This window comes from Rhodanobacter sp. PCA2, assembly GCF_013620825.1.
Taxonomy (GTDB): Bacteria; Pseudomonadota; Gammaproteobacteria; order Xanthomonadales; family Rhodanobacteraceae; genus Rhodanobacter_A.
This window is the reverse complement of sequence record NZ_NJIC01000021.1, coordinates 123,640-146,241: the sequence shown is the minus strand read 5'-3', so window position 1 is coordinate 146,241 and position 22,602 is coordinate 123,640. Positions and strand designations below refer to the sequence as shown.

The window sequence follows — 22,602 nt, the reverse complement described above, 5'->3', positions numbered from 1 at the left end:
TCATGCCTCCTCACGCGATTCCGTAGGTCAGGCCGATCCGTCCGCCCTGCAGCGGTTCGGTCCGGCGCAGTTCAAGCCCGCGACGGGATTGCATGGTCGCGAACAGGGCCTTGCCCGGGCCGGCGATCAGCGGGTAGACGATCAGCCGAAGCTCGTCCACCAGCCCGGCCTCGATCAGGCTGGCGGTGATCCGGGCCCCGCCCATGAGGTAGATGTCCTTGCCGGGTTGCTGCTTGAGGGCTTCCAGCTCGCCCTCGTCCCGCAGGAAGCGTGTCAGCGGCCAGTTGGCTGCGCGCAGGGTGCGGGAGAGCACGTAGTGCGGCGTCCGCGCGGCGAAACGGCCCCATGCGACTTCCGCCGGCGTCGGCGACTTGCCGGTCATCGGCAAGGGAGCATCCGGCGCGTCCTGGATCGCGGTCCAGTACTGCTCGTAACCGGGATACATGCCGCTGCCGAGCACGCAGGCGTCGATCTGGCCGGTCAGGCCATAGTCTTCCGACCAGCTGTCGACCCAGTCCGCGTAGCCTTCCGGTCCTTCCATCTTGCCGTCAGCGGAAATCTTCATGCCGGCGATCAGCTTGCGCATGGCTTCCTCCTGCGTGATGCGTTGGTCGAATCGTGTCGATTGCCCCAGCCGCACGGCTCGGCCTGCGGAGAGGCGGCGGTTCCCGCTCAGCCCAGGTGCCCGGGCAGCGAGTCGAGGAAATACGTCCAGCCCTCGGTATGCGCCATCGCCATCCGTTCGTCTGGGAGGCCCTCGTGGGTGAGGCGCAATTCGGTCCGGCTGCCGTGCGGGGTGAATTCCAGCGTGACCACCGATTCCTTGCCCAGCGTGTGCTCGCTCACCCAGGTGAATTCCAGCAGGCGCGGGCTTTCCACGCGCAGGTAGCGGCCGTAGTGCGGGCGAATCCCGCTTGAATGCCGCATGCCGAGGTAGAACAGGCCATCGGGGCGCGGGTCCGCCACCACGTCGCCGCCTTCCGCCAGCCAGGCCTTCAGGCTGGCCGGATCGGTCCACGCGCGGAACACCCGCTCGGGCGAGGCGTCGTAGCTGCGCGGCATCTCGAGGCGGAACCCGCCCATCGCCGATTCATTGCGACCCTTCATCGCCGTTCTCCTTCTGCCCATCGAGGAAAGCGCCCAGCGCGTCGAGGCGCCGGGTCCAGAAGCGTTCGTATTGGGCGGTCCAGCGCGCCACCTCGCGCAACGGCGCAGCGCGCAGACGCAGGTAGTGTTCGCGGCCTTCGCGGCGCCGGCCCACCAGGCCGGCGCCCTCCAGCACTTTCACGTGCTTGGAGACCGCGTTCAGCGACATCGCGAACGGCTGCGCGAGATCGGTCACCCGCAGCTCGCCGCGGGTCAGGCGCGCCACGATGCGGCGGCGGGTAGGATCGGCGAGCGCGGCGAAGGCGAGATCGAGGTTCGACATGGCATCATTCATTCAACCTTTTGGTTGAATAATACGCCGACGAAAAGGCGCGTCAAGCGCCTCTTCGCGAATCCGTGCCGGGTCAGGCGCGCCAGTCGGCCAGCGCGGCGTCCAGTTCGGCCGGCGCGCCCAGCGCGCGCGCCTCGACGTTCCTGTCGATGCGTTTGGCGAGGCCGGTCAGCACCTTGCCCGGGCCGCATTCGGCGATCCGCGTGGCGCCACCGGCCACCAGCGCCTGCACGCATTCGGTCCACTGCACGGGCAGGTAGAGCTGGCTGACCAGCGCCGTGCGGATCGCGCCGATGTCGCGATGCACTTTGGCGTCGACGTTCTGCACCACCTCGATCTTCGGCTCGCGCCAGGCGTAGGCGGTCATCGCCTCCGCCAGCCGGTTCGCGGCCTCGCGCATCAGCGGGGTGTGCGACGGCACGCTGACCGCGAGCTTCATCGCCTTGCGCACGCCGCGCTCGGCCAGCAGCGCCAGCGCCTTGTCCACCGCCTCGGCATGGCCGCCGATCACCACCTGGCCCGGCGAGTTGTAGTTCGCGGGCACCACCACGTGCGTACCGGACGCATCGCGGCAGGCTTCCTCGACCACCGCATCCTCCGCGCCGAGCACCGCGGCCATCGCGCCGGAACCTTCCGGCGCCGCTTCCTGCATCGCCTGGCCGCGGATGCGCACCAGGTGCGCCGCGTCGCGCAGCGCGATCGCCTCGGCCGCGACCAGCGCGCTGTACTCGCCCAGGCTGTGCCCGGCGAGCCGCGCGGGCGTCGCGCCGCCCTGCGCGCGCCAGACGCGCCAGACGGCGACGCTGGCGGCCAGCAGCGCCGGCTGCGTGTATTCGGTGCGGTTGAGCATTTCCTGCGGACCGCCCTGCGACAGCGCCCACAGGTCCACGTCGGCGCCGTCGGAAGCCTCGTCGAAGGTGGCTTTCACCGAGGTGTGCGCCTCGGCCAAGTCGGCCAGCATGCCGACGGATTGCGAGCCCTGCCCCGGAAAGACGAAAGCGAGCGTTGCAGCGTTCATGGACAAGGCATCCCAGGAATCAAGGCGACATGGTGCCAGCATCGGCCGGCATGCGCAGCGGTATCGACCGCGGAAAAGCCGATGTCGCCCCGCGGGCGGCATCGGGTGCAAGGGCGAAACGCGGGTATCAGTAGCGCAGCAGCGCCGAGGCCCAGGTGAAGCCGCCGCCGAACGCTTCCAGCAGCAGGTTCTGGCCGCGCTGCACCTTGCCCGAGCGCACGGCGTAGTCCAGCGCCAGCGGCACCGAACCGGAGGAGGTGTTGGCGTGCTGGTCGACGGTGACGATCACGCGCTCCATCGGCATCTGCAGCCGCTTGGCGGTGGCCTCGATGATGCGCAGGTTCGCCTGGTGCGGGATCAGCCAGTCGATGTCCGATTCGTGCATGCCGGCGGCCTGCAGCGTCTCGTCGACCAGCGAGTCCAGCGTCTTCACCGCGACCTTGAACACCTCGCGGCCGGCCATCTTGATGCGCACGCCGTGGTTCGGCTCGTCGCTGAAACCGGCGGAGACGCCCACCGGGTTCCACAGCAGCTCCTTGTAGCCGCCGTCGGCATGCATGCAGGTGGCGTAGACGCCGGGCTCGCTCGCGGCCTCCAGCACCACGGCGCCGGCGCCGTCGCCGAACAGCACGCAGGTCTCGCGCTCGTTCCAGTCGATCATGCGGGTCAGCGTCTCGGCGCCGATCACCAGCACCTTCTTCGACTGGCCGCTGCGGATGAACTTGTCCGCGATGCCCAGCGAATACATGAAGCCGGAACAGGCGGCATTGACGTCGAATGCAGGGCAGCCGTTCGCGCCCAGGCGGTCCTGCACCAGGCAGGCGGTGGACGGAAAGATGAGGTCCGGCGTGGTGGTGCCCACCACGATCAGGTCCAGCTCGGCCGCCTTCACCCCGGCCGTTTCCAGCGCACGCTGCGCGGCAAGGAAGGCCAGGTCGCCGGTGGTCTGCCCCTCGGCTGCGATGTGGCGCTGGCGGATGCCGGTGCGGGTGCGGATCCATTCGTCGCTGGTGTCGACGATCTTCTCCAGATCGGCGTTGCTGACGACGCGCTCGGGCAAGGCGCTGCCGGTAGCGATGATGCGGGAGTAGATCGGGGCCATTCCGTTTTCCGTGCAACGTAAATCGTGCATTGAACGCCCCGGACGACGCATGCGCAACCGTGCGGGGGCCATAACGCGAAACGGCGCGTCGCCGCGCCGTTCGGTCGGTTCGCTCAGGCGGGACCGCGCAGGGCCCGCCGCGACGGTCAATCCTCGACCGTCACCGCACCCTTGGTCTCGATGACCTTCTTGCCGCGGTAGTAACCGTCGGCGGTGACATGGTGACGCAGGTGCACCTCGCCGCTGGTCGGGTCGGTGGACAGCTGCACGGTCTTCAGCTTGTCGTGGGCGCGACGCATGCCGCGGGTGGACGGGGTACGGCGGCTCTTGGCAACGGCCATGGTAGTTCTCCAACTGAACCTGATTGCGGTATCTGGATGACCGGGGTCACCGACCCCGACCGGTTTACTTCTTCAGTTCGCGCAACACCGCGAACGGATGATTCTCTTGCGACTGCGCCTCGTCCTGGTCCGGCGCGCCGCCATTGACGATCGCGTCGGGCAGGCTGCTGTCCGGGTTCACCGGCACCAGCGGCAAGGCCAGCAGCAGTTCGTCCTCGATCACGTCCGCCGGATGCAGGCGACCGTCCTCGGCCACCAGCAGCGGTTCGCAACCGGGCGGCAAACCCGCCTCGTCGCGCTCCTGCCGGATCAGGCCCAGTCGGCTGTCCACCGTCACCGGCAGCACGAACGGCTCCAGCGTGCGCTGGCAGATCATGGTCAGCGACGCCTGCGCATGGACATCCACGTAGTCCGTGCCCAGCTTGTCGCGGCCGAAATCCAGCCGGTAACCCACCTCGCCGTCGTTGCCGGCCAGCGCGCCGCACAGGCGCCCGAGGGCGGCCACGGGCATCGATCCCTCGAACGAACGCCGCGCCGAGACCATGCGCCAAGCGTCCACGGACTCTGGCAGTGTCACGGACATAATCGGCGAATGGTAAGTTCGTGAACGGCTGAAGTCAACCGACAATCAAGCGCTTGCGGCATTCCTCCGGCGCATTTTGCCTGACCGCCCCCGCTTGCGGCAGACTGCGAGGCCTTGGATACAGGGGCTGGTCGCGTGAATCTTTCGCTGACGCTGGGCGTGGTGGCGCTGTTGGTGCTGGTCGCCGCGGCCGCCTGGGCGCTCACCTCGCGCCGCTGGCAGAACCGCCGCGCCGCCGACCTGCAGCAGTTGCTGGACCTGGCCGACCGGCTGGAAAACGACCTGAAGAGCTGCCGCGCCGGGCTGCAGCAGGCCCATGCGGTGATGGCCAGTAATCCCGACCTGCCCGGCACCAGCGAGCAGGAGTCCCGCCAGGCGGTGGATGCCGGCTTGCAGGCGCTGCTGCGCCAGCGCATCTGGATCCGCGACCGCGCCACCCGCGCCAGCCAGCGGGAGCTGGACGAGACCGCCGCCGCCATGCGCGCGAGCCGCGACCGCCTGCAACCGCTGCTGCAGGCCCTGAACGCCGCCCAGCGCGACCTGAACAGCGCGATGCGCGAACACATCCACCGCGACGCCGAATGAACCGAATGGATACTGCCCCGCCCCGCATCGTGCTGGCCTCCACCTCGCGCTACCGCGCCGAACTGCTGCGCCGGCTGCTGCCGGATTTCGAGCAGCGCGCGCCCGGCACCGACGAGGCCGCGTTGCCGGGCGAAGCGCCGGACACGCGCGCGGTCCGGCTCGCCATCGCCAAGGCGGCGGCCGCGGCCGGCTGGGGCGACGTGCTGGTGATCGGCTCCGACCAGGTCGCGGAGCTGGAGGGCCGGACGCTGGACAAGCCGGGCAACGTGGCGAACGCCTGCGCCCAGCTCGCCGCGTGCTCCGGCCGCGCGGTGCAGTTCCATACCGCGCTGTGCCTGCTGGACACCCGCAACGGGCGCCAGCAGGTCCACGTCGACCACACCGGCGTGCATTTCCGGGTGCTGGACGCCGCGGAAATCGAGCGCTACGTGGCGCGCGAGCAGCCGCTGGACTGCGCCGGCAGCTTCAAGTGCGAAGGCCTGGGCATCAGCCTGTTCGAACGCATCGACAGCGAGGACCCCAGTGCGCTGATCGGGCTGCCGCTGATCGCGCTGGCGAGAATGCTGCGGGCGGCCGGCATGGCCGTGCCCTGAAGCCGGGCGCACCGCAAACCGGGTACGCTGCCTCGGCAACCGCCGTCGCCGGCTGCCCTTCCCCCGTGAACTGCCGCGAGCCCGATCGATGAGCCAGCCCCTGCCCGCCACGCCGCCTGTCGACGAGCTGCGCCGACGCCTTGCCGCGGCGGAGGCGCAGCTCAACCGCGTGGTGCTGGGCAAGGCGCGGCAGGTGAAGCTGGCGCTGGCCTGCCTGGTCGCCGGCGGCCACCTGTTGCTGGAAGACGTGCCCGGCGTGGGCAAGACCACGCTGGCGCACGCGCTGGCCGCCAGCTTCGCGCTGGAATTCCAGCGCGTGCAGTTCACCAGCGACCTGCTGCCTTCGGACATCCTCGGCGTCAGCGTGTACGAGCGCGAGACCGGCCAGTTCCGTTTCCATCCCGGCCCGATCTTCGGCGGCCTGCTGCTGGCCGACGAGATCAACCGCGCCACGCCCAAGACGCAGAGCGCGCTGCTGGAGGCGATGGCCGAAGGCCAGGTCACCGTGGACGGCACCACCCACGCGCTGCCGCAACCGTTCTTCGTGGTGGCGACGCAGAACCCGCTGGACCTCGCCGGCACGTTCCCGCTGCCCGATTCCCAGCTCGACCGTTTCATGCTGCGCCTGTCGCTGGACTATCCCGATCCCGCGGCCGAGCGCGAACTGCTCACCGGCGTCGACCGCCTCGACCTGCTCGCCATACTGAAGCCGCAACTCGACGGCGCCGCCCTGCTCGCGCTGCGCCGGCAGGCGCAGGCGATCGTCGCCAGCCCCGCCCTGCTCGACTACCTGCAGGCGCTGCTGGCCGCCAGCCGCCGCCACGCCGAGATCCGCACCGGGCTGTCGCCGCGCGCCGGCCTGTCGCTGCTGGCCGTCGCCCGCGCCTGGGCGCTGCTGGACGGTCGCGCCTATGTGTTGCCGGAAGACCTGCAGGCGCTGTTCGTGCCGCTGGCCGCGCACCGGCTGGTGGCCGCGCGCGGCACCGGCGGCGAGGCGCTGGCGCGCCAGCTGCTCGCCGAGGTGGCGGTGGACTGATGCGCGCCGCCTTGCGTCGCCTCGCGCAATTCGCCGAACGCCGCCTGCCCGCGCTCACCCGCCTGCGCCGCCCCGAGCCGCTGCCGATCGAGCTGGGACGGCGCCGCATCTACATCGTGCCCACCGCGTTCGGCCTGGGCTTCGGCGTGCTGTTGCTGGTGATGCTGGTGGGCGCGCTGAACTACGCGAACAACGCCGCGCTGCTGCTGACCTGCATGCTTGGCTCCGCTGCCGTGGCCAGCATGCTGCCCGCGTTCCGCACCCTGGACGGCCTGCGTTTGCGCGGCATCCGCGCCGGCCACGCGCTCGCCGGCGAACCGCTGGAACTGGTGCTGGATTTCGCGGCGCAACGCCCCCGCGAAAGCGTGCGCCTGGACTGCGCCGGCGAATCGCTGGCGTTCGCGCTGCAGGGCACGGCGGAACTGCGGCTGCGCCTGGCCACCAGCCGGCGCGGCTGGCAGCCGCTGCCCCGGCTCAAGCTGTGGAGCACCTGGCCGCTGGGCCTGTTCCGCGCCTGGAGCTGGCTGCATCCGCAGCAGTCCGTGCTGGTGTGGCCGCGGCCGGAAACCGCCGGGCCGCCGCCGGTGCTGCCGGGCGACGCGCGCGAGCGCCTGCGTCCGCAGGCCGGCGAGGAACTGGCCGCGTTGCGCGACTACCGCCGCGGCGACGCACCCCGGCACATCGCCTGGAAGGCCAGCGCCCGCCATCACGACCTGCTGGTCAAGGATTTCGACCGCCCCGAGCCGCGCGAGAGCTGGCGGCTGGACTGGCAGGCCTTGCGCGCGCTGGAGCGCGAGGCGCGCATCGCCCGGCTGGCGCGCTGGCTGGGCGAAGCGGAGGCGCAGGGTCGGCGCTACAGCCTGCAACTGCCGGACGAGCGCATCGACACCGGCAGCGGGCCGGCCCACTACGCGCGCTGCATGAGCGCGCTCGCGGTGCTGCCTTGAGCAGTCCGGCCGCCACGCCGCTGGATGCGCGCAGCTTCGATCTGGTCGCGCTGGGCCTGGCCGCCGTGCTGGCACTGTACCTGCCGCAGTTGCCGTGGTGGCTGAGCGCCGCGCTGGCGCCGATCCTGGCCCTGCGCTGGTGGCGTCGCCGCCACCGGCAGGCGCGCACCCCGGCATGGCTGAAGCTGCCGCTGCTGGCCGCGCTGCTGCTTTCCATCGTGAGCTGGTACGGCAACCTGTTCGGCCAGGCGCCCGGCGCCGCGCTGGCGGTGGGCCTGCTGGTGCTGAAGCTGCTGGAAACCGAGACCGTGCGCGACGCCCGCGTGGGCATGAGCTTTTCCTGCTTCGCGCTGATGGCCGCGCTGCTGTTCGACCAGAGCCTCACCGCCACCGCCGGGGTGGCGCTGGGCCTGCTGCCGCCACTGGCCGCGCTGCGCTCGCTGGAACCTGGGCGGCGGCCGCCCTCCTCGCTGTGGCGCGAACTGCCGTCCGGACTCGGCCTGCTGGCCGCCGCCCTGCCGCTGGCCTTGCTGGGCTTCCTGCTGCTGCCGCGGTTGAACTCGCCGCTGTGGGGCGCGCCGAATCCCGGCGAACAGCGCAGCGGCCTCAGCGACAGCATGACGCCGAGCGGCTTCACCCGGCTGCTGGTCGACGACAGCCCCGCGCTGCGGGTGGGTTTCGACGGCCCGCCGCCGCCGCCCGAGCAGCGCTATTTCCGCGCCTACGTGATGGACCGGTACGACGGCAGCAGCTGGACTTATCGCGACGTCGCCAACCAGTCGCCGGTGCCGGTCGAGGCCGGACAGACCGTGCGCTACCACATCAGCCTGGAGCCGACCCGGCAACGCGTGCTGCCCACGCTGGACGTGCCGCTGGCCGCGCCGCCCGACGCCAGCCTGCGCCGCGACCGCGTGGCGATGGCCGACAAGCCGGTGACCGCGCTGCGCGACTACAGCCTGGAATCCGCGGTCCGCTATCGGCTGGAACCGCAACTGGGTCCGCACCGCGCGCGCTGGCTGCAACTGCCGTCCGGCTTCAACCCGCGCACGCTGGCGCTGGGCCATGCGTGGCGGCAGCGCCACGGCGGCGACGATGCCGCCATCGTGCAGGCCGCGCTCGCGCTGTTCCACGACGGCGGCTTCCGCTACACGCTGGCGCCCGCGGAACTGGGGCGCGATGCGATGGACGATTTCCTGTTCGACACGCACGAAGGCTTCTGCGAGCACTACTCCTCGGCGTTCACCGTGCTGATGCGCGCCGCCGGCATTCCCGCCCGGGTGGTCACCGGCTACCAGGGCGGCTACTGGAACGCGCTGGGGCGCTACCTGCTGGTGCGCAATTCCGACGCCCACGCCTGGAGCGAGGTGTGGCTGGCGGGGCGCGGCTGGGTGCGCGTCGACCCCACCGCCGCGGTGCGTCCGCAGCGCATCAGCCAGGGCGCCGCGGCGGCCGTGCCGGGCCAGTTGCCGTGGTACCAGAGCGGCTGGCTGCAGGCCGTGCGCAACCGCTGGGACATCGTCAACCGCTGGTGGAACCTGAGCGTTAATGGCTTCGACGCGCTGCGCCAGCGCGGCCTGCTGAAACCGTTCGGCATCCGCGACACGGACGCATCCACCCTGGCGCTGTTGCTGGCCGCGGGCTGCGTGCTGTGCATGGCCGGCGGGCTGGCCTGGGTGTGGCGGCGGCGCGAACCGGAAGACGCCGCGCGCGCCGCGCTGCGCCGGCTGGAACGCAAGCTGGCGCGGCTGGGCGTGGCGCGGCACGCCGGCGAGGGACCGCGGGACTATCTGCAGCGCGCCGCCCACGCGCTGCCGGCACACCACGACAGGCTGATCGAACTGATGCATCACTATCTGGAACTGCGCTACGCCCATCCCGGGCCGGTGACTGGCCCGGTGCGTGCGCTGCAACGCGCGGTACGGGATTTTCCTGTCGTCCGCGTGGTCAAATAGACGTTGTCAGGATTGCGCACACCATTTTCCATGCTGGAGAAACCGCCATGTCCCTCTACCGTCCCCTCGCGCTAGTCGCGGCCGTCGCCCTGCTGGGCGGCTGCGCGACCATTCCACAACCGCTGCAGGGCACCTACACCAACGTCTCCAGCGCCGCCGCCCAGCAGGGCGGCGCCGGCGGCACCCGCGTACGCTGGGGCGGCGAGATCATCAAGGCCGAGCCGGGCCCGCAGCAGACCTGCTTCTACGTCCTGGCACGGCCGCTGGACAGCCAGGCGCGCCCGGAACTGGGCAGCGCGGGCGGCGACCAGGGCCGCTTCGTGGCCTGCCACAGCGGCTTCTACGATCCCGAGGTGTTCAGCCGCGGCCGCGAGCTGACCGTGACCGGCACCATCCACGGCACGGTGACGCAGAAGGTGGGCGAATACGACTACCCCTACCCGCGGGTGGAGGCCGACGTGGTCTATCTGTGGCCCAAGCGTCCGGTGTACGTGGACAGGCCCTACCCGCCCGGCTTCTACGACCCGTTCTGGGGGCCGTGGGGTCCGTGGGGCTACGGTTACGGCAACCCCTACTGGAACTCGCCGCGGGTGATCGTGGTGCGGCCGCCGCCGCCCCCGCCGCCGCCGAAGAAGTAAGCGGCGCATCCACGAAAAAGCCGGCCCTCGCGGCCGGCTTTTTCGTGCCCGCCCAACTGCGGCGATTCAGCCCGGCGGCCAGTGCATGCGCCGTCCGGCCAGCAGGTGCAGATGCAGGTGGAACACGGTCTGGCCGCCGTACTGGTTGCAGTTGATCACCGTGCGGTAGCCCTGCTCGGCGAAGCCCTCGCGCCGGGCGTAGTCGGCCGCGGCCAGTTGCAGGCGCCCCAGCAGCGCCGCGTCCTCCGCCGTGGCGTCGTCCAGCGTGGCGATCGGCTTCTTCGGAATGAACAGCACGTGCACCGGCGCCTGCGGATTGACGTCGCGGAAGGCCAGCAGTTCGTCGTCCTCGTAGACGATGTCCGCCGGGATCTCGCGCCGGATGATCTTGCCGAAGATGGTGTCGCCCATGTCGTTCCCTCCGTTCGTTCAAAGACGCAGAAGCATGCCGTGCGCACCGGGCGCCACCAGCCTGAAACCGAATTTCTCGTAGAGCGCGTGCGCGGTGCCGTCGGCGATCAGGCCGACCATGGTGCGCGCGGGCGCGCGGGCATGCACCTCGTCCATCAGGGCCTGCATGATGCGCCGGCCCCAGCCCTGCCCCTGTCGCGCCGGCGCCACCGCGACGTCGACCACCCACAGGAACAGGCCGCCGTCGCCGACCACCCGCCCCATGCCGATCAGCTCGCCGCCATCGCGCACGCATACCGAACACCAGCTTGCCGGCAGGCCCACGGCGGCGCCCGCTTCGCTCATCGCGCTGAGGCCCGCGGCCACGCGCAGGCGGCGGTACTCGTCGCTGCCGGGGATTTCGCGGGAGAGTTGCGGCTCCATCGGCGCTCAGTCCACGGCCTGCCGGCCGCCGAACGCATGCGCCAGCGTGCCGCGGTCCACGAATTCCAGCTCGCCGCCCAGCGGCACGCCGTGCGCCAGGCGGGTGGGCCGCACCCCGCCGGCGCGGGCCAGTTGCGCCAGGTAATGCGCGGTGGCCTCGCCTTCCACGGTGGGGTTGGTGGCGATGATGAGTTCCTCCACCTCGCCCTCGCCCAGCCGCTGCACCAGCAGCGGCAGGCCCAGTTCCTCCGGCCCCAGGCCGTCCAGCGGCGACAGCCGCCCGTGCAGCACGAAATACCGGCCGCGATAGCCGGTGGCCTGCTCGATCGCCGCGAGATCCACCGGCGATTCCACCACGCACAGCTGCTGGTGGTCGCGGCTGGCGCTGGCGCAGATCGCGCACAAGGCGTCCTCGCTGAAATTGCGGCAACGCCCGCAATGGCCGATGCGCTGCATCGCCTCGCGCAAGGCATCGGCGAGCTTCAGGCCGCGCTCGCGGTCGCGCTCCAGCAGATGGAACGCCATCCGCTGCGCGCTCTTGCCGCCCACCCCGGGCAGGCAGCGCAGCGCTTCGATCAGGGTTGAGAGCAGAGGCGAGGTCATTTGCTGCGGGATTAGGGAGTCGGGATTGGGGATTCGGAAGATCGCGTATCCGCAAGATCGCGGCCTTTCCGAATCTCCCATCCCGACTCCCGAATCCCCGCCCCTCAGAACGGCATCTTGAAGCCGGGCGGCAGGCTCATGCCGGCGGTGACGTTGCCCATCTTCTCGCGACTGGCCTCGGCGACCTTGTTCACCGCATCGTTGATCGCGGCGGCGACCAGGTCCTCGGCCATCTCCGGATCGTCGGCGAAGGTCTGGCGGTCGATGACCACCTTGCGCACCTCGTGCGCGCCGCTCATCGTCACGCTCACCAGGCCGCCGCCGGCGCTGCCGGTGACTTCCAGCTTCGCGATCTCGTCCTGCGCACGCTTCATGTCGTCCTGCATGCGCTGGGCCTGCTGCATCAGCTGACCGATCTGGCCTCTCATCGCCCTTGCTCCGTCTTCAATTGCCGAAAGGTTTCACCGACTGCGGCACCACGCGGGCGCCGAAGTCGCGTTTCATGGATTGCACGAAGGGATCGTCCTCGATCGACTGTTCCGCCGCCGTCTGCGCCGCGTTGCGCGCCTGCGTGGCGCGCGCGGCCGGCGTGGCGGCCGCCGTGGTCTTGTCGATGTCGACGAAGCGCAAGCGGATGCGTTCGCCCAGCGCATCGCTGATGCGTTCCTCCATCTGGCTGACCATCGGCTCCACGGCCATGCCCATGTGCGCGGGTTGCAGCGCCAGCACCAAGGTGTTGCCGTCGCGTTCGCGCAGCACGGCGTTTTGCGCCAGCACGCTGAACGGGCCGCGCAGGCCGGCCTGTTCGATCAGGCTTTCCCAGTGCGGCAAGCCGTTGGCATCGCGCGGCGGCGTAGCGGCCGGGGCCGACTCGCGCACGGCAGGCGCCGGGGCGGCGACCGGTGCGGCGCGATAGGCGGGAGCCGGCGGTGCGGCTGGCGCGGTGTTGCGCGCGGGCGGCGCGACGGGCCGCGGCGCAGGCGCCGCACGTTCCGCCGCGGGACGCGACGCCTCGTCGCCAGGCCGGAACGCCAGCATGCGCAACAGCGTCATCTCGAAGCCGGTGCGCGCATCGGGCGCCAGCGCGAGATCGCGGCGGCCACCGATGGCGATCTGGTAATGGAGCTGCACGTCCTCCGGCGCGATGCGCGCGGCCAGCGCGTGCAGCGCTTCGCCGTCGGCATCGTCGTCGAGCCGGTAACCGGGAATCAGCTGGATCAGCTGCAGCCGGTGCAGCACGCCGGCGAGATCGTCCAGCACGCCGCCGAAATCCGGCGAGTACGAGGCGATCTGCGCGCACTCCGCGAGCAGGCGCGCGCCGTCGCCATCGGCCAGCGCGTCCAGCACGCCCAGCACCTGGCCGCGCGCCACGCTGCCCAGCATGGTGCGCACGTCGTCCGCATGCAGCGAACCGCCGCCGTAGGCGATGGCCTGGTCGAGCAGCGACAGGCCGTCGCGCAGCGAGCCATCCGCGCCGCGCGCCAGCTCATCGATCGCGGCTTCCTCGTAGGCGATGTTCTCGGCGCCCAGGATGTGCCGCATCTGGCCGGCGATCTGCTCGGGCAGCAGGCGCTTCAGGTTGAACTTCAGGCAGCGCGACAGCACCGTTACCGGCAACTTCTGCGGGTCGGTGGTGGCGAGCAGGAATTTCACGTGCGGCGGCGGCTCTTCCAGCGTCTTCAGCAGCGCGTTGAAGGCCGGCTTGGACAGCATGTGCACCTCGTCCACCAGGTACACCTTGAAGCGGCCGCGCGAGGGCGCGTACTGCGCGTTCTCGATCACCTCGCGCACGTCGTCCACGCCGGTGTTGCTGGCCGCGTCGATCTCCAGCAGGTCCACGAAGCGGCCTTCATCCACCGCCGTGCAGACCGCGCACTCGCCGCAGGGATCGGCCGACTCGCCGCGCTCGCAGTTCAGCGACTTGGCGAAGATGCGCGCGATGGTGGTCTTGCCCACGCCGCGCGTGCCGGTGAACAGGTAGGCGTGGTGCATGCGCCCGGTGTCCAGCGCATTGGTGAGCGCGCGCACCACATGCTCCTGCCCCACCAGTTCGGCGAACTTGCGCGGGCGCCATTTGCGGGCGAGAACCTGATAGGACATGCGATGGGAGCCTGCTCAGCTGCGGCGGATCAGTCAGCACTGACATATGGTCAATAACTGATTGTGCCAAGTCGGCAGCGGCAAGTCAGCCGGACGCGTCGAAGCCCCGAAATGGCGGCGGCCCCGCCAGCCACACCCCGGCACCCGAATCATCCACTACCGTTGCTTCCTTCCGGACCTGGCGGGGTTTGCGGACTATCGTCGCGGGGGGACCGACGGGGCCACCATGGACGTGCACGATGCTGAATCGTGACTCACTTGAAACTGGCGGAGAGGGCGGGATTCGAACCCGCGATACGGGGATAAGCCGTATACACACTTTCCAGGCGTGCTCCTTCAACCACTCGGACACCTCTCCGCACGCAAAACCTTCTCACCGGGCCAATCTCGCCAAGTGAAGAGGCGGAAGGATAGCGGTCACCACGGCAACTGACAAGGGACGGCGAGTCTCAGCCCGCGTCCGCATGCGGCGGCAGCGGCGCCGGCAGCGCGATGCGCTGGCCTGCCGCGGCGATCCGGTAGCCGCGGGCCTGCAGCGCCGCGCCGTCGGCCGTGCTGCCGTAGTGGTACAGCAGCAGGCGCGCGCGTAGCGCCGCGTCGTACTCGCGTTCGATGTCGTCGATGCCGGTGTGCGAGGGGTTGCCGACGAGGCCGCAATCGTGCGCCACGAGCATGTCGCCGCCAGCATGCCGGGCCAGCGTCTCGGGAATCGGTCGGGTGTCGCCGGTGTAGGCGAAACTGCCGGGCAAGGCGAGGCCGAACGAGGTGTCGGGCCGGTGGTGGCGGGTGGCGAACACGTCGAACCACAGGCCGTCGAGCCAGAAGCCGCGCGTGCACGGCACCAGCCGGAACGCCTCCCAGAAATTCACCCCGCCCTCGGCCAGCGCGCCGGGGTAGTCGGCCACCCGCGTCTGCAGCCATGGCAGCAGCGCCACGTGCGCGAACAGGCGCGTGGTGCCGCGCAGGTGCTCGTCGAACCAGAGCTTGAAGAACAGGCCTTCCAGTCCCGCCACGTGATCCATGTGGGTGTGGGTGACGTACAGCGCGGGCGGCAGCGCACCGTAGGCGTCCAGGTAGCGATCCAGCGTGTCGGGGCCGCAGTCGATCAGCAATACCGGCACGCTGTCGCGCTCCAGCACCACCGCCGAGGAGCCCAGTTCGCGGGCCGCGTGCGCCGCGCCCGCACCGAGGAAATGCAGATGCCAGTTCATGCGCCGAAGGTAGCCTCGTAGGCCTCGATGAGAGGCGTCCAGATGGTTTCGCGAAATGCCGCCTCGCCCCATGCGCCGGCGCCGAGCTTCACCAGCGAACGGTGCAGCCGCTGCAGGTTGGCCAGCCGCCAGCCCTCGGCCGGCGCGCGCAGGCGCCCGCGGTCGAAATCGATCAGGTGCAAACCCGTGGAAGTCACCAGCACATTGTGCGCGTTGAGGTCGGCATGCCAGATCCCGGCGCGGTGGAAGCGCGCCACCAGCGCGCCGGTCGCGCGTGCCAGTTCGGCGTCCAGCCGACCGGCGGCCAGGCATTCGGCCAGCGTCTGCGCGTCGGCGATGCAGCGGGTGATCAGGTCCGCGCGGTAGAACAGCCCGTGCCGCCGGTAGCGCGCGGCCACCGGCGCCGGCCCCGGCAGGCCAAGCCGGGCGATCTCGGCCAGCAGGCGGAATTCGGCGAAGCAACGCGTGGCGTCCGCGCCGCGCCACAGGTAGCGATCCCCCATCAGCGCGGCGACCATGCCGCCGCGACGGTAATGCCGCAGCACGCATTCGCCGGCAGGCGTGGCGATCAGTTGCACGCCGCCGCGGCCGCCCGTCTGCGAGCGCAACGCGCCGCGTCCGCGCCAGTAGTCCGGCACGAACCAGTCAGACCCGACTTGTGGCGATGCCGCGGCGTCGAACAGAATCGCGCCATCGGCGTCTTCGCGCAGTTGCTCTTGCATCGGTGCGGGGGCGCCTCCGTCAACTTCCGTGATTCTACATGCCCCCTCCCGCTTCCATCTGTCTGCTGCGCACCTCGGCCATCGGCGACGTCACCCATGTGGTGCCGCTGGTGCACACCTTGCAGGCGGCGTGGCCGCAGACGCGGCTGACCTGGATCGTGGGCAAGCTGGAGCGCCGGCTGGTGGGCGACCTGCCCGGCGTGGACTTCGTCACCTTCGACAAGGCGGCCGGCTGGGCTGGCATGCGCGAGGTCCGGAACGCCTTGCACGGCCAGCGCTTCGGCGCGCTGCTGCAGATGCAGGTGGCGCTGCGCTCCAACCTGCTGAGCCTGGGCATCAAGGCGGATCGGCGCATCGGCTACGATGCGGCGCGGGCCGGGGACCTGCACGGCCTGGTGGTCAACGAGCGCATCCCCGCGCGCAGCGGCGAACACGTGCTGGATGCGATCGGAAGTTTCTGCGAGCCGCTGGGCCTGAAACAGAACGCGGTGCGCTGGGACATCCCGATTCCCGACGAGGCGCGGACCTGGGCCGCGGAACAGTTGCCCGGCGACACGCCCACCTTGCTGGTGAGCCCCACCTCCAGCCACGCCCTGCGCAACTGGCGCGCGGAACGCTACGCGGCCGCGATGGACCACGCCGCCGCGCGCGGCTGGCGCGTGGCGCTGGTGGGCGGGCCTTCCCCGGGCGAACGCGCGATGGCGGATGCCGTGCTGGCGGCGTGCGCGTCGATGCCGCTGGACCTCACCGGCAAGGACACGCTGAAGAAGCTGCTGGCCCTGCTCGCGCGCGCGCAGTTGCTGCTGACGCCGGACTCCGGCCCCATGCACATGGCCAACGCGGTGGGCACCAAGGTGCTGGGCCTGCACGCGGCCAGCAACCCGAACCGCTCCGGCCCCTATTCCGACCGCCGCTGGTGCGTGGACAGGTACGACGAAGCCGCGCGCAAGTATCTCGGCAAGCCGGCCGATGAACTGGCGTGGGGCACCAAGATCGAGAAGCCCGGCGTGATGGACCTGATTGACGTGGACGCGGTGGTCGAGCGCTTCGAGGCGGCCGCACGCCACCTCGGCGTGGCCTGACGCCGCTCCCGGAAAAGAGGGAGCCCAGCCTCAGACGGCGCGGTAATCCTGGTAGGACTTTTCCTCGACCAGCTGCGAGCCCAGCTTCAGGTTGATCTCGCGCTTCACCGCCGCGCGCTCGTCGTTGCGGACGTACACCGAGCGTGCGAGCTCGATGAAGCCGGCGTCGAAGGCCTGCGCCTTTTCCTTGAGGCGGATCTCGTCCTCGATTACCCACAGCGCCTCGTTCACCGCGAGCAGGCGTGCACGCTCGTCGCGGATGTCGGTCTTCGACGCGGGATGGGCGGTCCAGGTCGCGTTGAGCAGGTCGAGCTCGTTGCGCACGTTCGCCAGCTTCGCCGGATCGGCGATGCGCTGCGACTTGATTTCGAGGATGGTGATCTTGTCGATCAGCTCGCCGTAGGACACCGGGGTCTGGATGAGGCTCATGGTGAATCGCTCCGAAGATCAGTCCGCATGCGCGGGATGGAAGGCGCCCTGGCGCACGAGTTCGCAGACGGTGCGGACGTCGCCGTCCAGCGCGCGGTCGCGGTGCAGGAAATCGATGTGCTTGCGCAGCGTGTCGTGGGCGCGGCGCACGTCGGTGCCGGCATGGAAATCGCTGGTGCCGGCGAGCGCCGCGGCCAGTTGCTGCACCTCGGCAACGAACTGCTCGTGGTGCGGCTGGCCTTCGCGCGGCGCGTTCGCCACTTTTTCCGCCAGCGCCTGCCAGCCGCCGCGCTGGGCGAGCCGGCGCGCGGCGTTCAGCATCTCCTGGCGGTAGTCCAGCGCCTGCGCCGCGGTATACAGCTCCAGCGCGATCACGTGGCCCAGGTCCTCCATCATCTCCAGCACGTGGCGCGCCTCGTTCGCGCCCATCGAAACGTGGTCCTCGGCATTCGCGCTGGTCGGCACCGAATACACGCTGGCCGGATGCGCGCGCGTGGCGAGGTCGTTGACCAGTGCCGCGGCGGTGTACTGCACGATCATGAAGCCGGAATCGGTGCCGTCCTCGTTGCCGGTGAGGAAGGCCGGCAAGCCGTCGTTCGTCGCCGGGTCGACCAGCTTGTTGAGCCGCCGCTCGGAGATCGACGCCAGCACCGGGATCGCCGCCTTCACGTAGCTCATCGCCAGCGCGAGCGGCATGCCGTGGAAATGGCCGGCGGAGATCACCTGTTCCTCGATGAACTGCGCGCCTTCCGCATCCGGGAAGATCAGCGGGTTGTCGGTGACCGCGTTCAACTCGATGTCGAACACGCGGCAGGCCTGCGCCCAGGCATCGCGCACCGCGCCATGCACCTGCGGCATGCAGCGCAGGCAGTAGGCGTCCTGTGGCTGGTGCTTCTTGCCGCCCTTGAACGGCAGGAAGCGCGCATAGAACGCTTCGCGCCCGTGGCGCTGGTTCGCCGGCACCCAGTTCCAGCCGATGTCGAAGCTGAGCGCCTGGTCGTCCGGTTCGCTCCACGCCTCGGCCGTCCACGGCCGGAAATGCGGCACCAGGTGGTAGGGAATGTCGACCAGGGTGGAACCCTGCAGCAGCTCGCGCACGTGCGCGGCCACCGCGCCCTGCCCCGGATGCGGACGCAGCGCGTGCACCTCGGGGCGCAGCGCGCCGCTGCGGCCGGCAAAGGCATCGAGCGTCATCGCCGCGGCGAGGTCGGCGGCGTCGAGCAGCCGCTCCAGGTCGTGCAGGGCGAGCGCGCCGGTGGCCAGCATCTGCGCGGTGCCGTTGTTCAGCGCCAGGCCTTCCTTGAAGGAAAGCCGCACCGGCGCGAGGCCGGCGCGCTGCAGCGCCTCGGCACCCGGCAGGCGTTCGCCCCGGTAGAACGCCTCGCCGCCGCCGAGCAACACGATGGCGAGATGCGAAAGCGGCGCGAGGTCGCCGCTGGCGCCCACCGAGCCCTTCTCCGGCACCACCGGCACCACGCCGGCGTTGAGCATCGCGGCGAGCGCCTCCAGCGTCTGCACGCGGATGCCGGAATGCCCGCGCATCAGCGTGTTGATGCGGATCAGCAGCATCGCGCGCACCACGTCGGCGCCGAACGGCTTGCCCACGCACACGGCGTGGGTGGTGATGAGGTTGTGCTGCAACTCTTCCAGCAGCGTGCCTTCCGGCACTCCGGTGCGGCTGCCGGGCAGCTCGTCGCGCACGCGATGCGCGCCCAGCAGCTTGTCGGCATTGCTGCCGAAACCGGTGGTGACGCCGTAGGTCGGTTCGCCGCAATTCACCTTGTCGGCGAGGAAATCGGCCGCACGCTGCACGCGCTGCAGCTGCTTCGCATCCAGCGCCACGTTCGCGCCGCCGCGGGCCACTGCCACCAGTTGCGCGCGGGTCAGGCTGCTGCCGTCGAGAATGATCTTGTCCACCACTGCCCCGCCTTGTCTATGTCGTGCCGCCTGGGATAGCCCCCGCGCGCTCCCGCTTCGACAGCGGGATTCAGCGGACCGTACTTTTGCGACGATGAATATGCATCGCAGGCATCAACCCATCGCCGCGGCCTGCTCCAGCTCCACCCGCAAGGTCTTGACCAGTTCGGTGCGCGCCACCTCGAACTGGTCGCCGCGGCGCAGGTCCTTCACGGTGACCACGCCCTTGGCCAGCTCGTCCTCGCCCAGCACCACGGCGAAGCGGATGCCGGCACGGTCGGCGTACTTGAACTGCTTGCCGAGCTTGCCGCCTTCCAGCACCACTTCGGTGGCGATGCCGGCGCCGCGCAGCTCGCCGGCGAGCGCGAGGTAGGCCGGCAGTTGCGCCTCGTCCATCTGGGTCACCAGCACGTCCACTGTGCTTTGCGCGGTGTGCACCAGGCCGGCTTCGCGCAACTGCCAGTACAGGCGGCTGAGGCCGATCGAGATGCCCACGCCCGGCAGGTGCGACTTGGTGTACTGGCCGGCCAGGTTTTCATAGCGGCCGCCCGAGCAGATCGAGCCGATCTGCGGATGGTCGTTGAGCGTGGTCTCGTAGACGGTGCCGGTGTAGTAGTCCAGGCCGCGCGCGATCGACAGGTTCAGCGCGTAATGCGTCTCCGGCACGCCCAGCGCATGGATCAGGCCCAGCACTTCCTTCAGCTCGGCGCGCCCCTGTTCCATCGCCTCGGGGCCGGCGCCCAGCGCGTCGAGCTTGTCGATGGCGTCCTGCAGCGAGGCGGAACGCACCTGCACGAAGGCGAGGATCTTCTCCACCGCGTCGTGCGCCAAGCCGAAGCCCTCGCCGGTGAGCGTGTCGCGCACGTAGTCGGCGCCGCGCTTGTCCAGCTTGTCCACCTCGCGCAGCACCAGCATCTGCTGCGCGGCATCGGCCACGCCCAGGCTCTCGAAGTAGCCGCGCATCAGCTTGCGGTTGTTGAGCTGGATGGTGAACGGGCCGATCGCCAGTTCGCGAAACACGCTGTAGATCACCGCCGGAATCTCGGCGTCGTAGCGGATCGACAGGCTGTCCTTGCCGATCACGTCGATGTCGCACTGGTAGAACTCGCGGAAGCGCCCGCGCTGGGCGCGCTCGCCGCGGTACACCTTCTGCATCTGGTAGCGGCGGAACGGGAAGCTCAGCTCGCGCTCGTGCTCGGCCACGTAGCGCGCCAGCGGCACGGTGAGGTCGAAGCGCAGCGCAAGTTCGGGCGCGTCGTCGCCCTTCTTCTCCCGCGCGCCGGTGGATTCCACGAAATACACCTGCCGCTCGGTCTCGCCGCCGGTCTTGGTGAGCAGCACGTCGGTGTATTCGATCGCCGGCGTTTCCACCGGCAGGAAGCCGAAGCGCTCGTAGTTGCGGCGGATGATGTCGAGCATGCGCTGGAACGCGATCTGGTCCAGCGGCAACAGTTCAAGCACGCCGGGCATGGTGCGGGCCGGGGTAAGCGCCATGGAAACCTCTGCGAACGTGGGAAACGCGCCACGGGCCGAAACGGCGTGCGGCGACAGCCGACAAGATTAACAGATGGCTCCCTGCCAGCCGCAGCCAGCCTCCATGCCGCGGTCCTGACGCGGAAACTGTTGCCAAGCCCCGCGGCCGTCGTTAACATACGCGGCTCCCGCGGGGTGTAGCTCAGCCTGGTAGAGCGCTACGTTCGGGACGTAGAAGTCGCAGGTTCAAATCCTGTCTCCCCGACCAAGAAAAGTCCCGGAACCGCTGGTTCCGGGAAGGAAAAGCCGCCCCTTCGGGCGGCTTTTCCGTTTCCGCGCGGCGCAATCGATCGCGGGCGTCGTCGAGACTATTTCGCGGCCCCGGAATCCGGCATCAGGCCGAAGCGCAGCATCACCAGTTGCCCTTGCGCGCTGCACGCCGCCTCGGCGCCGAGTTGCCCCTTTTCGAACTGCATCGGAACCAGCACGACGGTATAGCCCTGAGTGATCTGCCCCTGGGTCGCGCCGCCTACCGTCTTCGGCTTGCCGTACTGCTTGGTCAGCGAGTCCCAGGCCTGCTGCAGCTTTTCTGTCGGCGGCTTGTGGGCGGGATCGAACGACTGCGACGCGCCGTCGAAATCGGCGTGGTTCATGGCAGTGATCGCCTTGTTCGCGACGCCGCCGCAACCCGTCGTCTGCGCAGCCGAGGCCGGCGTCGACTGCGGCGCCTGCTGCGGCGGCGCTTGCTGTGGCATCTGCTGCGGCTCGCGCTGTGGCATCTGCTGCGGTTCCTGCTGTGGCGGCGCCTGCGCGGGAGCCATCTGGGCCTGGGCGCTGCCCAGGGCCAGCAACAGGGTCGGCAGGATGTAGGGAATGGCGGGTTTCATGTCGTCTCCTCCTCGTGGGGGTGGGAGCGCGACGGCAGGCACGTCAGTCGGGGGTGGCATCGGACCGAGGCACGGTGGCGGCGATGCGTGGGCCAGGGCCGTCGCGGGAGAACGCCGCGGGCACGGCGCGCTCCCATCCTCATGACCGGGGATGGGCCTGTCAAACCGCGCGCGGGCGGCGGTTCAGCAAGGTGAGCATGCGGTGTTTGCCGGTCATGCGGCGGGGTCGGCGACGGCCAGCGCCGCCAGCCGGTCCAGCTCTGCGTCGACGAAGCCGGCTTGCAGCCGCGCGGGGCGATTGAACGGACCGCGCAGGCTGACGCCCAGGTAATCGCGCAGCAGGCCGAAGAACGTCTCGAACGGATCGAGGCCGTCGCGCTCGCAGCACCAGCGGTACCAGCGCGTGCCGGCGGCCACGTGGGCCACTTCCTCGCGCAGGATCACGTCCAGCGCGGCGATGGTGCGGTCGTCGCCGGCATGGCGCAGGCGCTCGATCATGCCCGGCGTCACGTCCAGCCCACGTGCCTCCAGCACGCGCGGCACCAGGGCCATGCGCGCGGTATCCGAATGCGCGGTCTTCTCGGCCATTTCCCATAGGCCGTTGTGCGCGTCGAAATCGCCGTAGGCGTGGCCCAGCTCGGCCAGCCGCGCGGAGAGCAGCGCGAAGTGGCGCGCCTCGTCGTGCGCGCAACTGGCCCAGTCGCGGTAGAACTCGTCGGGCATGCCGCGGAAGCGGTAGATGGCGTCCCACGCGAGGTTGATCGCGTTGAACTCGATGTGCGCCACCGCGTGCACCAGGGCCGCGCGGCCTTCGGCGCTGCCGAGGCCGCGTTGCGGTACCTGGCGGGCGCTGACCAGTTGCGGTTTCGCGGGACGGCCGGGCGCAGCGATGGGTTCGGGCGACGGCGCTGCGGCGTCTGGAAGCAGTTCGCCCGCTTGCACGGCAGCCCACGCCGCATGGGTGAGGCGCAGCTTCTCGGCGGGATCGGTGGCGGCCAGGCAAGCCTGGGCGGCGGCGTGGAGGTCGGTCATGACGTCTTCCGCGAGCATCGGGCCCTCCCCCCCCCCCCCCCCCCCCCCCGGGGGGGGGGGGGGGGGAGGGGGGGCACCG

General features: G+C 70.3%; 26 protein-coding genes, 2 tRNA genes and 1 other RNA gene. 8 read left to right on the top strand and 21 right to left on the bottom strand.

From position 1 onward, the window contains the following. Window positions 1-10 precede the first annotated feature (10 nt). From PCA_RS09480 to PCA_RS09450, 7 genes are all read right to left on the bottom strand, one after another. Window positions 11-586 (bottom strand): dihydrofolate reductase family protein, encoded by a 576-nt coding sequence (locus tag PCA_RS09480; RefSeq protein WP_181302364.1) that lies wholly within the window; start codon window positions 584-586, stop codon window positions 11-13. 86 nt (window positions 587-672) lie between these two features. Continuing rightward, window positions 673-1,107 carry an SRPBCC domain-containing protein gene (locus tag PCA_RS09475; RefSeq protein WP_181302363.1) on the bottom strand — a complete coding sequence of 145 codons (435 nt, stop codon included), beginning with the start codon at window positions 1,105-1,107 and terminating at the stop codon, window positions 673-675. Further along, window positions 1,091-1,429, bottom strand: coding sequence for a metalloregulator ArsR/SmtB family transcription factor (locus tag PCA_RS09470; protein ID WP_255436762.1), 339 nt, complete (start codon window positions 1,427-1,429; stop codon window positions 1,091-1,093). The genes PCA_RS09475 and PCA_RS09470 overlap by 17 nt, the downstream gene beginning before the upstream one ends. Window positions 1,430-1,511: 82 nt before the next feature. After that, window positions 1,512-2,456 (bottom strand): ACP S-malonyltransferase, encoded by a 945-nt coding sequence (gene fabD / locus PCA_RS09465; protein WP_181302361.1) that lies wholly within the window; start codon window positions 2,454-2,456, stop codon window positions 1,512-1,514. 127 nt (window positions 2,457-2,583) lie between these two features. After that, the gene (locus PCA_RS09460) at window positions 2,584-3,558 is read right to left on the bottom strand and encodes a beta-ketoacyl-ACP synthase III (RefSeq protein ID WP_181302360.1); all 975 of its coding nucleotides are present in this window, start codon (window positions 3,556-3,558) and stop codon (window positions 2,584-2,586) included. A 146-nt stretch (window positions 3,559-3,704) separates the two neighbouring features. Next, window positions 3,705-3,899: a 50S ribosomal protein L32 gene (gene rpmF, locus PCA_RS09455; protein ID WP_181302359.1), complete on the bottom strand. Its 195-nt coding sequence runs from the start codon at window positions 3,897-3,899 to the stop codon at window positions 3,705-3,707. Window positions 3,900-3,963: 64 nt separating this feature from the next. Continuing rightward, the gene (locus PCA_RS09450; RefSeq protein WP_181302358.1) at window positions 3,964-4,482 is read right to left on the bottom strand and encodes a YceD family protein; all 519 of its coding nucleotides are present in this window, start codon (window positions 4,480-4,482) and stop codon (window positions 3,964-3,966) included. Between the two features lie 135 nt (window positions 4,483-4,617). On the opposite strand from PCA_RS09450, the gene PCA_RS09445 reads away from it, so the two are divergent. From PCA_RS09445 to PCA_RS09420, 6 genes are all read left to right on the top strand, one after another. Next, window positions 4,618-5,067: a hypothetical protein gene (locus PCA_RS09445; protein ID WP_181302357.1), complete on the top strand. Its 450-nt coding sequence runs from the start codon at window positions 4,618-4,620 to the stop codon at window positions 5,065-5,067. Continuing rightward, window positions 5,064-5,660, top strand: a complete 597-nt coding sequence (locus tag PCA_RS09440) for a Maf family nucleotide pyrophosphatase (protein ID WP_181302356.1) — start codon at window positions 5,064-5,066, stop codon at window positions 5,658-5,660. The genes PCA_RS09445 and PCA_RS09440 overlap by 4 nt, the downstream gene beginning before the upstream one ends. An 88-nt stretch (window positions 5,661-5,748) precedes the next feature. Beyond that, on the top strand, window positions 5,749-6,696 hold the full coding sequence (locus tag PCA_RS09435) for a MoxR family ATPase (RefSeq protein WP_181302355.1): 948 nt from the start codon (window positions 5,749-5,751) through the stop codon (window positions 6,694-6,696). Beyond that, on the top strand, window positions 6,696-7,643 hold the full coding sequence (locus PCA_RS09430) for a DUF58 domain-containing protein (protein ID WP_181302354.1): 948 nt from the start codon (window positions 6,696-6,698) through the stop codon (window positions 7,641-7,643). Before PCA_RS09435 ends, PCA_RS09430 begins: the two co-directional genes overlap by 1 nt. Further along, entirely contained in the window at window positions 7,640-9,595 is a 1,956-nt protein-coding gene (locus tag PCA_RS09425; protein WP_181302353.1) for a DUF3488 and transglutaminase-like domain-containing protein, read from the top strand. Before PCA_RS09430 ends, PCA_RS09425 begins: the two co-directional genes overlap by 4 nt. Window positions 9,596-9,642: 47 nt before the next feature. Beyond that, on the top strand, window positions 9,643-10,233 hold the full coding sequence (locus tag PCA_RS09420; RefSeq protein ID WP_181302352.1) for a Slp family lipoprotein: 591 nt from the start codon (window positions 9,643-9,645) through the stop codon (window positions 10,231-10,233). A 66-nt stretch (window positions 10,234-10,299) separates the two neighbouring features. Here PCA_RS09420 and PCA_RS09415 read toward each other — a convergent pair whose 3' ends face one another. The 9 genes from PCA_RS09415 to PCA_RS09375 form a co-directional block, all read right to left on the bottom strand. After that, window positions 10,300-10,644 (bottom strand): histidine triad nucleotide-binding protein, encoded by a 345-nt coding sequence (locus tag PCA_RS09415; RefSeq protein ID WP_181302351.1) that lies wholly within the window; start codon window positions 10,642-10,644, stop codon window positions 10,300-10,302. 18 nt (window positions 10,645-10,662) lie between these two features. Next, window positions 10,663-11,067: a GNAT family N-acetyltransferase gene (locus PCA_RS09410; RefSeq protein ID WP_181302350.1), complete on the bottom strand. Its 405-nt coding sequence runs from the start codon at window positions 11,065-11,067 to the stop codon at window positions 10,663-10,665. Between the two features lie 6 nt (window positions 11,068-11,073). Continuing rightward, the gene (recR, locus tag PCA_RS09405) at window positions 11,074-11,670 is read right to left on the bottom strand and encodes a recombination mediator RecR (protein ID WP_181302349.1); all 597 of its coding nucleotides are present in this window, start codon (window positions 11,668-11,670) and stop codon (window positions 11,074-11,076) included. 104 nt (window positions 11,671-11,774) lie between these two features. Beyond that, window positions 11,775-12,098 (bottom strand): YbaB/EbfC family nucleoid-associated protein, encoded by a 324-nt coding sequence (locus PCA_RS09400; RefSeq protein WP_181302348.1) that lies wholly within the window; start codon window positions 12,096-12,098, stop codon window positions 11,775-11,777. Window positions 12,099-12,114: 16 nt separating this feature from the next. Further along, a complete protein-coding gene (gene dnaX / locus PCA_RS09395) occupies window positions 12,115-13,770 on the bottom strand; it encodes a DNA polymerase III subunit gamma/tau (RefSeq protein WP_181302347.1) in 1,656 nt (551 codons plus the stop codon). 121 nt (window positions 13,771-13,891) lie between these two features. After that, window positions 13,892-13,988, bottom strand: an RNA gene (ffs, locus tag PCA_RS09390) — signal recognition particle sRNA small type. 47 nt (window positions 13,989-14,035) lie between these two features. Further along, window positions 14,036-14,128 (bottom strand) — tRNA-Ser (locus PCA_RS09385). 91 nt (window positions 14,129-14,219) lie between these two features. Then, complete coding sequence (locus PCA_RS09380) at window positions 14,220-14,981, bottom strand: MBL fold metallo-hydrolase (RefSeq protein ID WP_181302346.1); 762 nt, start codon at window positions 14,979-14,981, stop codon at window positions 14,220-14,222. Next, window positions 14,978-15,703: a 3-deoxy-D-manno-octulosonic acid kinase gene (locus PCA_RS09375; protein ID WP_181302345.1), complete on the bottom strand. Its 726-nt coding sequence runs from the start codon at window positions 15,701-15,703 to the stop codon at window positions 14,978-14,980. Before PCA_RS09375 ends, PCA_RS09380 begins: the two co-directional genes overlap by 4 nt. Window positions 15,704-15,741: 38 nt before the next feature. Between PCA_RS09375 and PCA_RS09370 the strand changes: the two genes are divergently transcribed. After that, the gene (locus tag PCA_RS09370; RefSeq protein ID WP_181302344.1) at window positions 15,742-16,785 is read left to right on the top strand and encodes a glycosyltransferase family 9 protein; all 1,044 of its coding nucleotides are present in this window, start codon (window positions 15,742-15,744) and stop codon (window positions 16,783-16,785) included. Between the two features lie 30 nt (window positions 16,786-16,815). Here PCA_RS09370 and PCA_RS09365 read toward each other — a convergent pair whose 3' ends face one another. The 3 genes from PCA_RS09365 to hisS all read right to left on the bottom strand — a co-directional run bounded on the left by PCA_RS09365 (window position 16,816) and on the right by hisS (window position 20,625). After that, window positions 16,816-17,214 (bottom strand): DUF6165 family protein, encoded by a 399-nt coding sequence (locus PCA_RS09365; protein ID WP_181302343.1) that lies wholly within the window; start codon window positions 17,212-17,214, stop codon window positions 16,816-16,818. Between the two features lie 18 nt (window positions 17,215-17,232). Beyond that, a complete protein-coding gene (locus PCA_RS09360; RefSeq protein ID WP_181302342.1) occupies window positions 17,233-19,134 on the bottom strand; it encodes an aromatic amino acid ammonia-lyase in 1,902 nt (633 codons plus the stop codon). Window positions 19,135-19,245: 111 nt separating this feature from the next. Beyond that, window positions 19,246-20,625, bottom strand: a complete 1,380-nt coding sequence (gene hisS, locus PCA_RS09355) for a histidine--tRNA ligase (RefSeq protein WP_181302341.1) — start codon at window positions 20,623-20,625, stop codon at window positions 19,246-19,248. Window positions 20,626-20,795: 170 nt separating this feature from the next. Here hisS and PCA_RS09350 point away from each other — a divergent pair. Further along, window positions 20,796-20,872, top strand: a tRNA-Pro gene (locus PCA_RS09350). 100 nt (window positions 20,873-20,972) lie between these two features. On the opposite strand, the gene PCA_RS09345 is transcribed toward PCA_RS09350, so the two are convergent. Continuing rightward, entirely contained in the window at window positions 20,973-21,491 is a 519-nt protein-coding gene (locus PCA_RS09345) for a DUF3887 domain-containing protein (RefSeq protein ID WP_181302340.1), read from the bottom strand. A 213-nt stretch (window positions 21,492-21,704) separates the two neighbouring features. After that, window positions 21,705-22,523 (bottom strand): ferritin-like domain-containing protein, encoded by an 819-nt coding sequence (locus tag PCA_RS09340; protein ID WP_181302339.1) that lies wholly within the window; start codon window positions 22,521-22,523, stop codon window positions 21,705-21,707. Window positions 22,524-22,602: the final 79 nt, after the last annotated feature.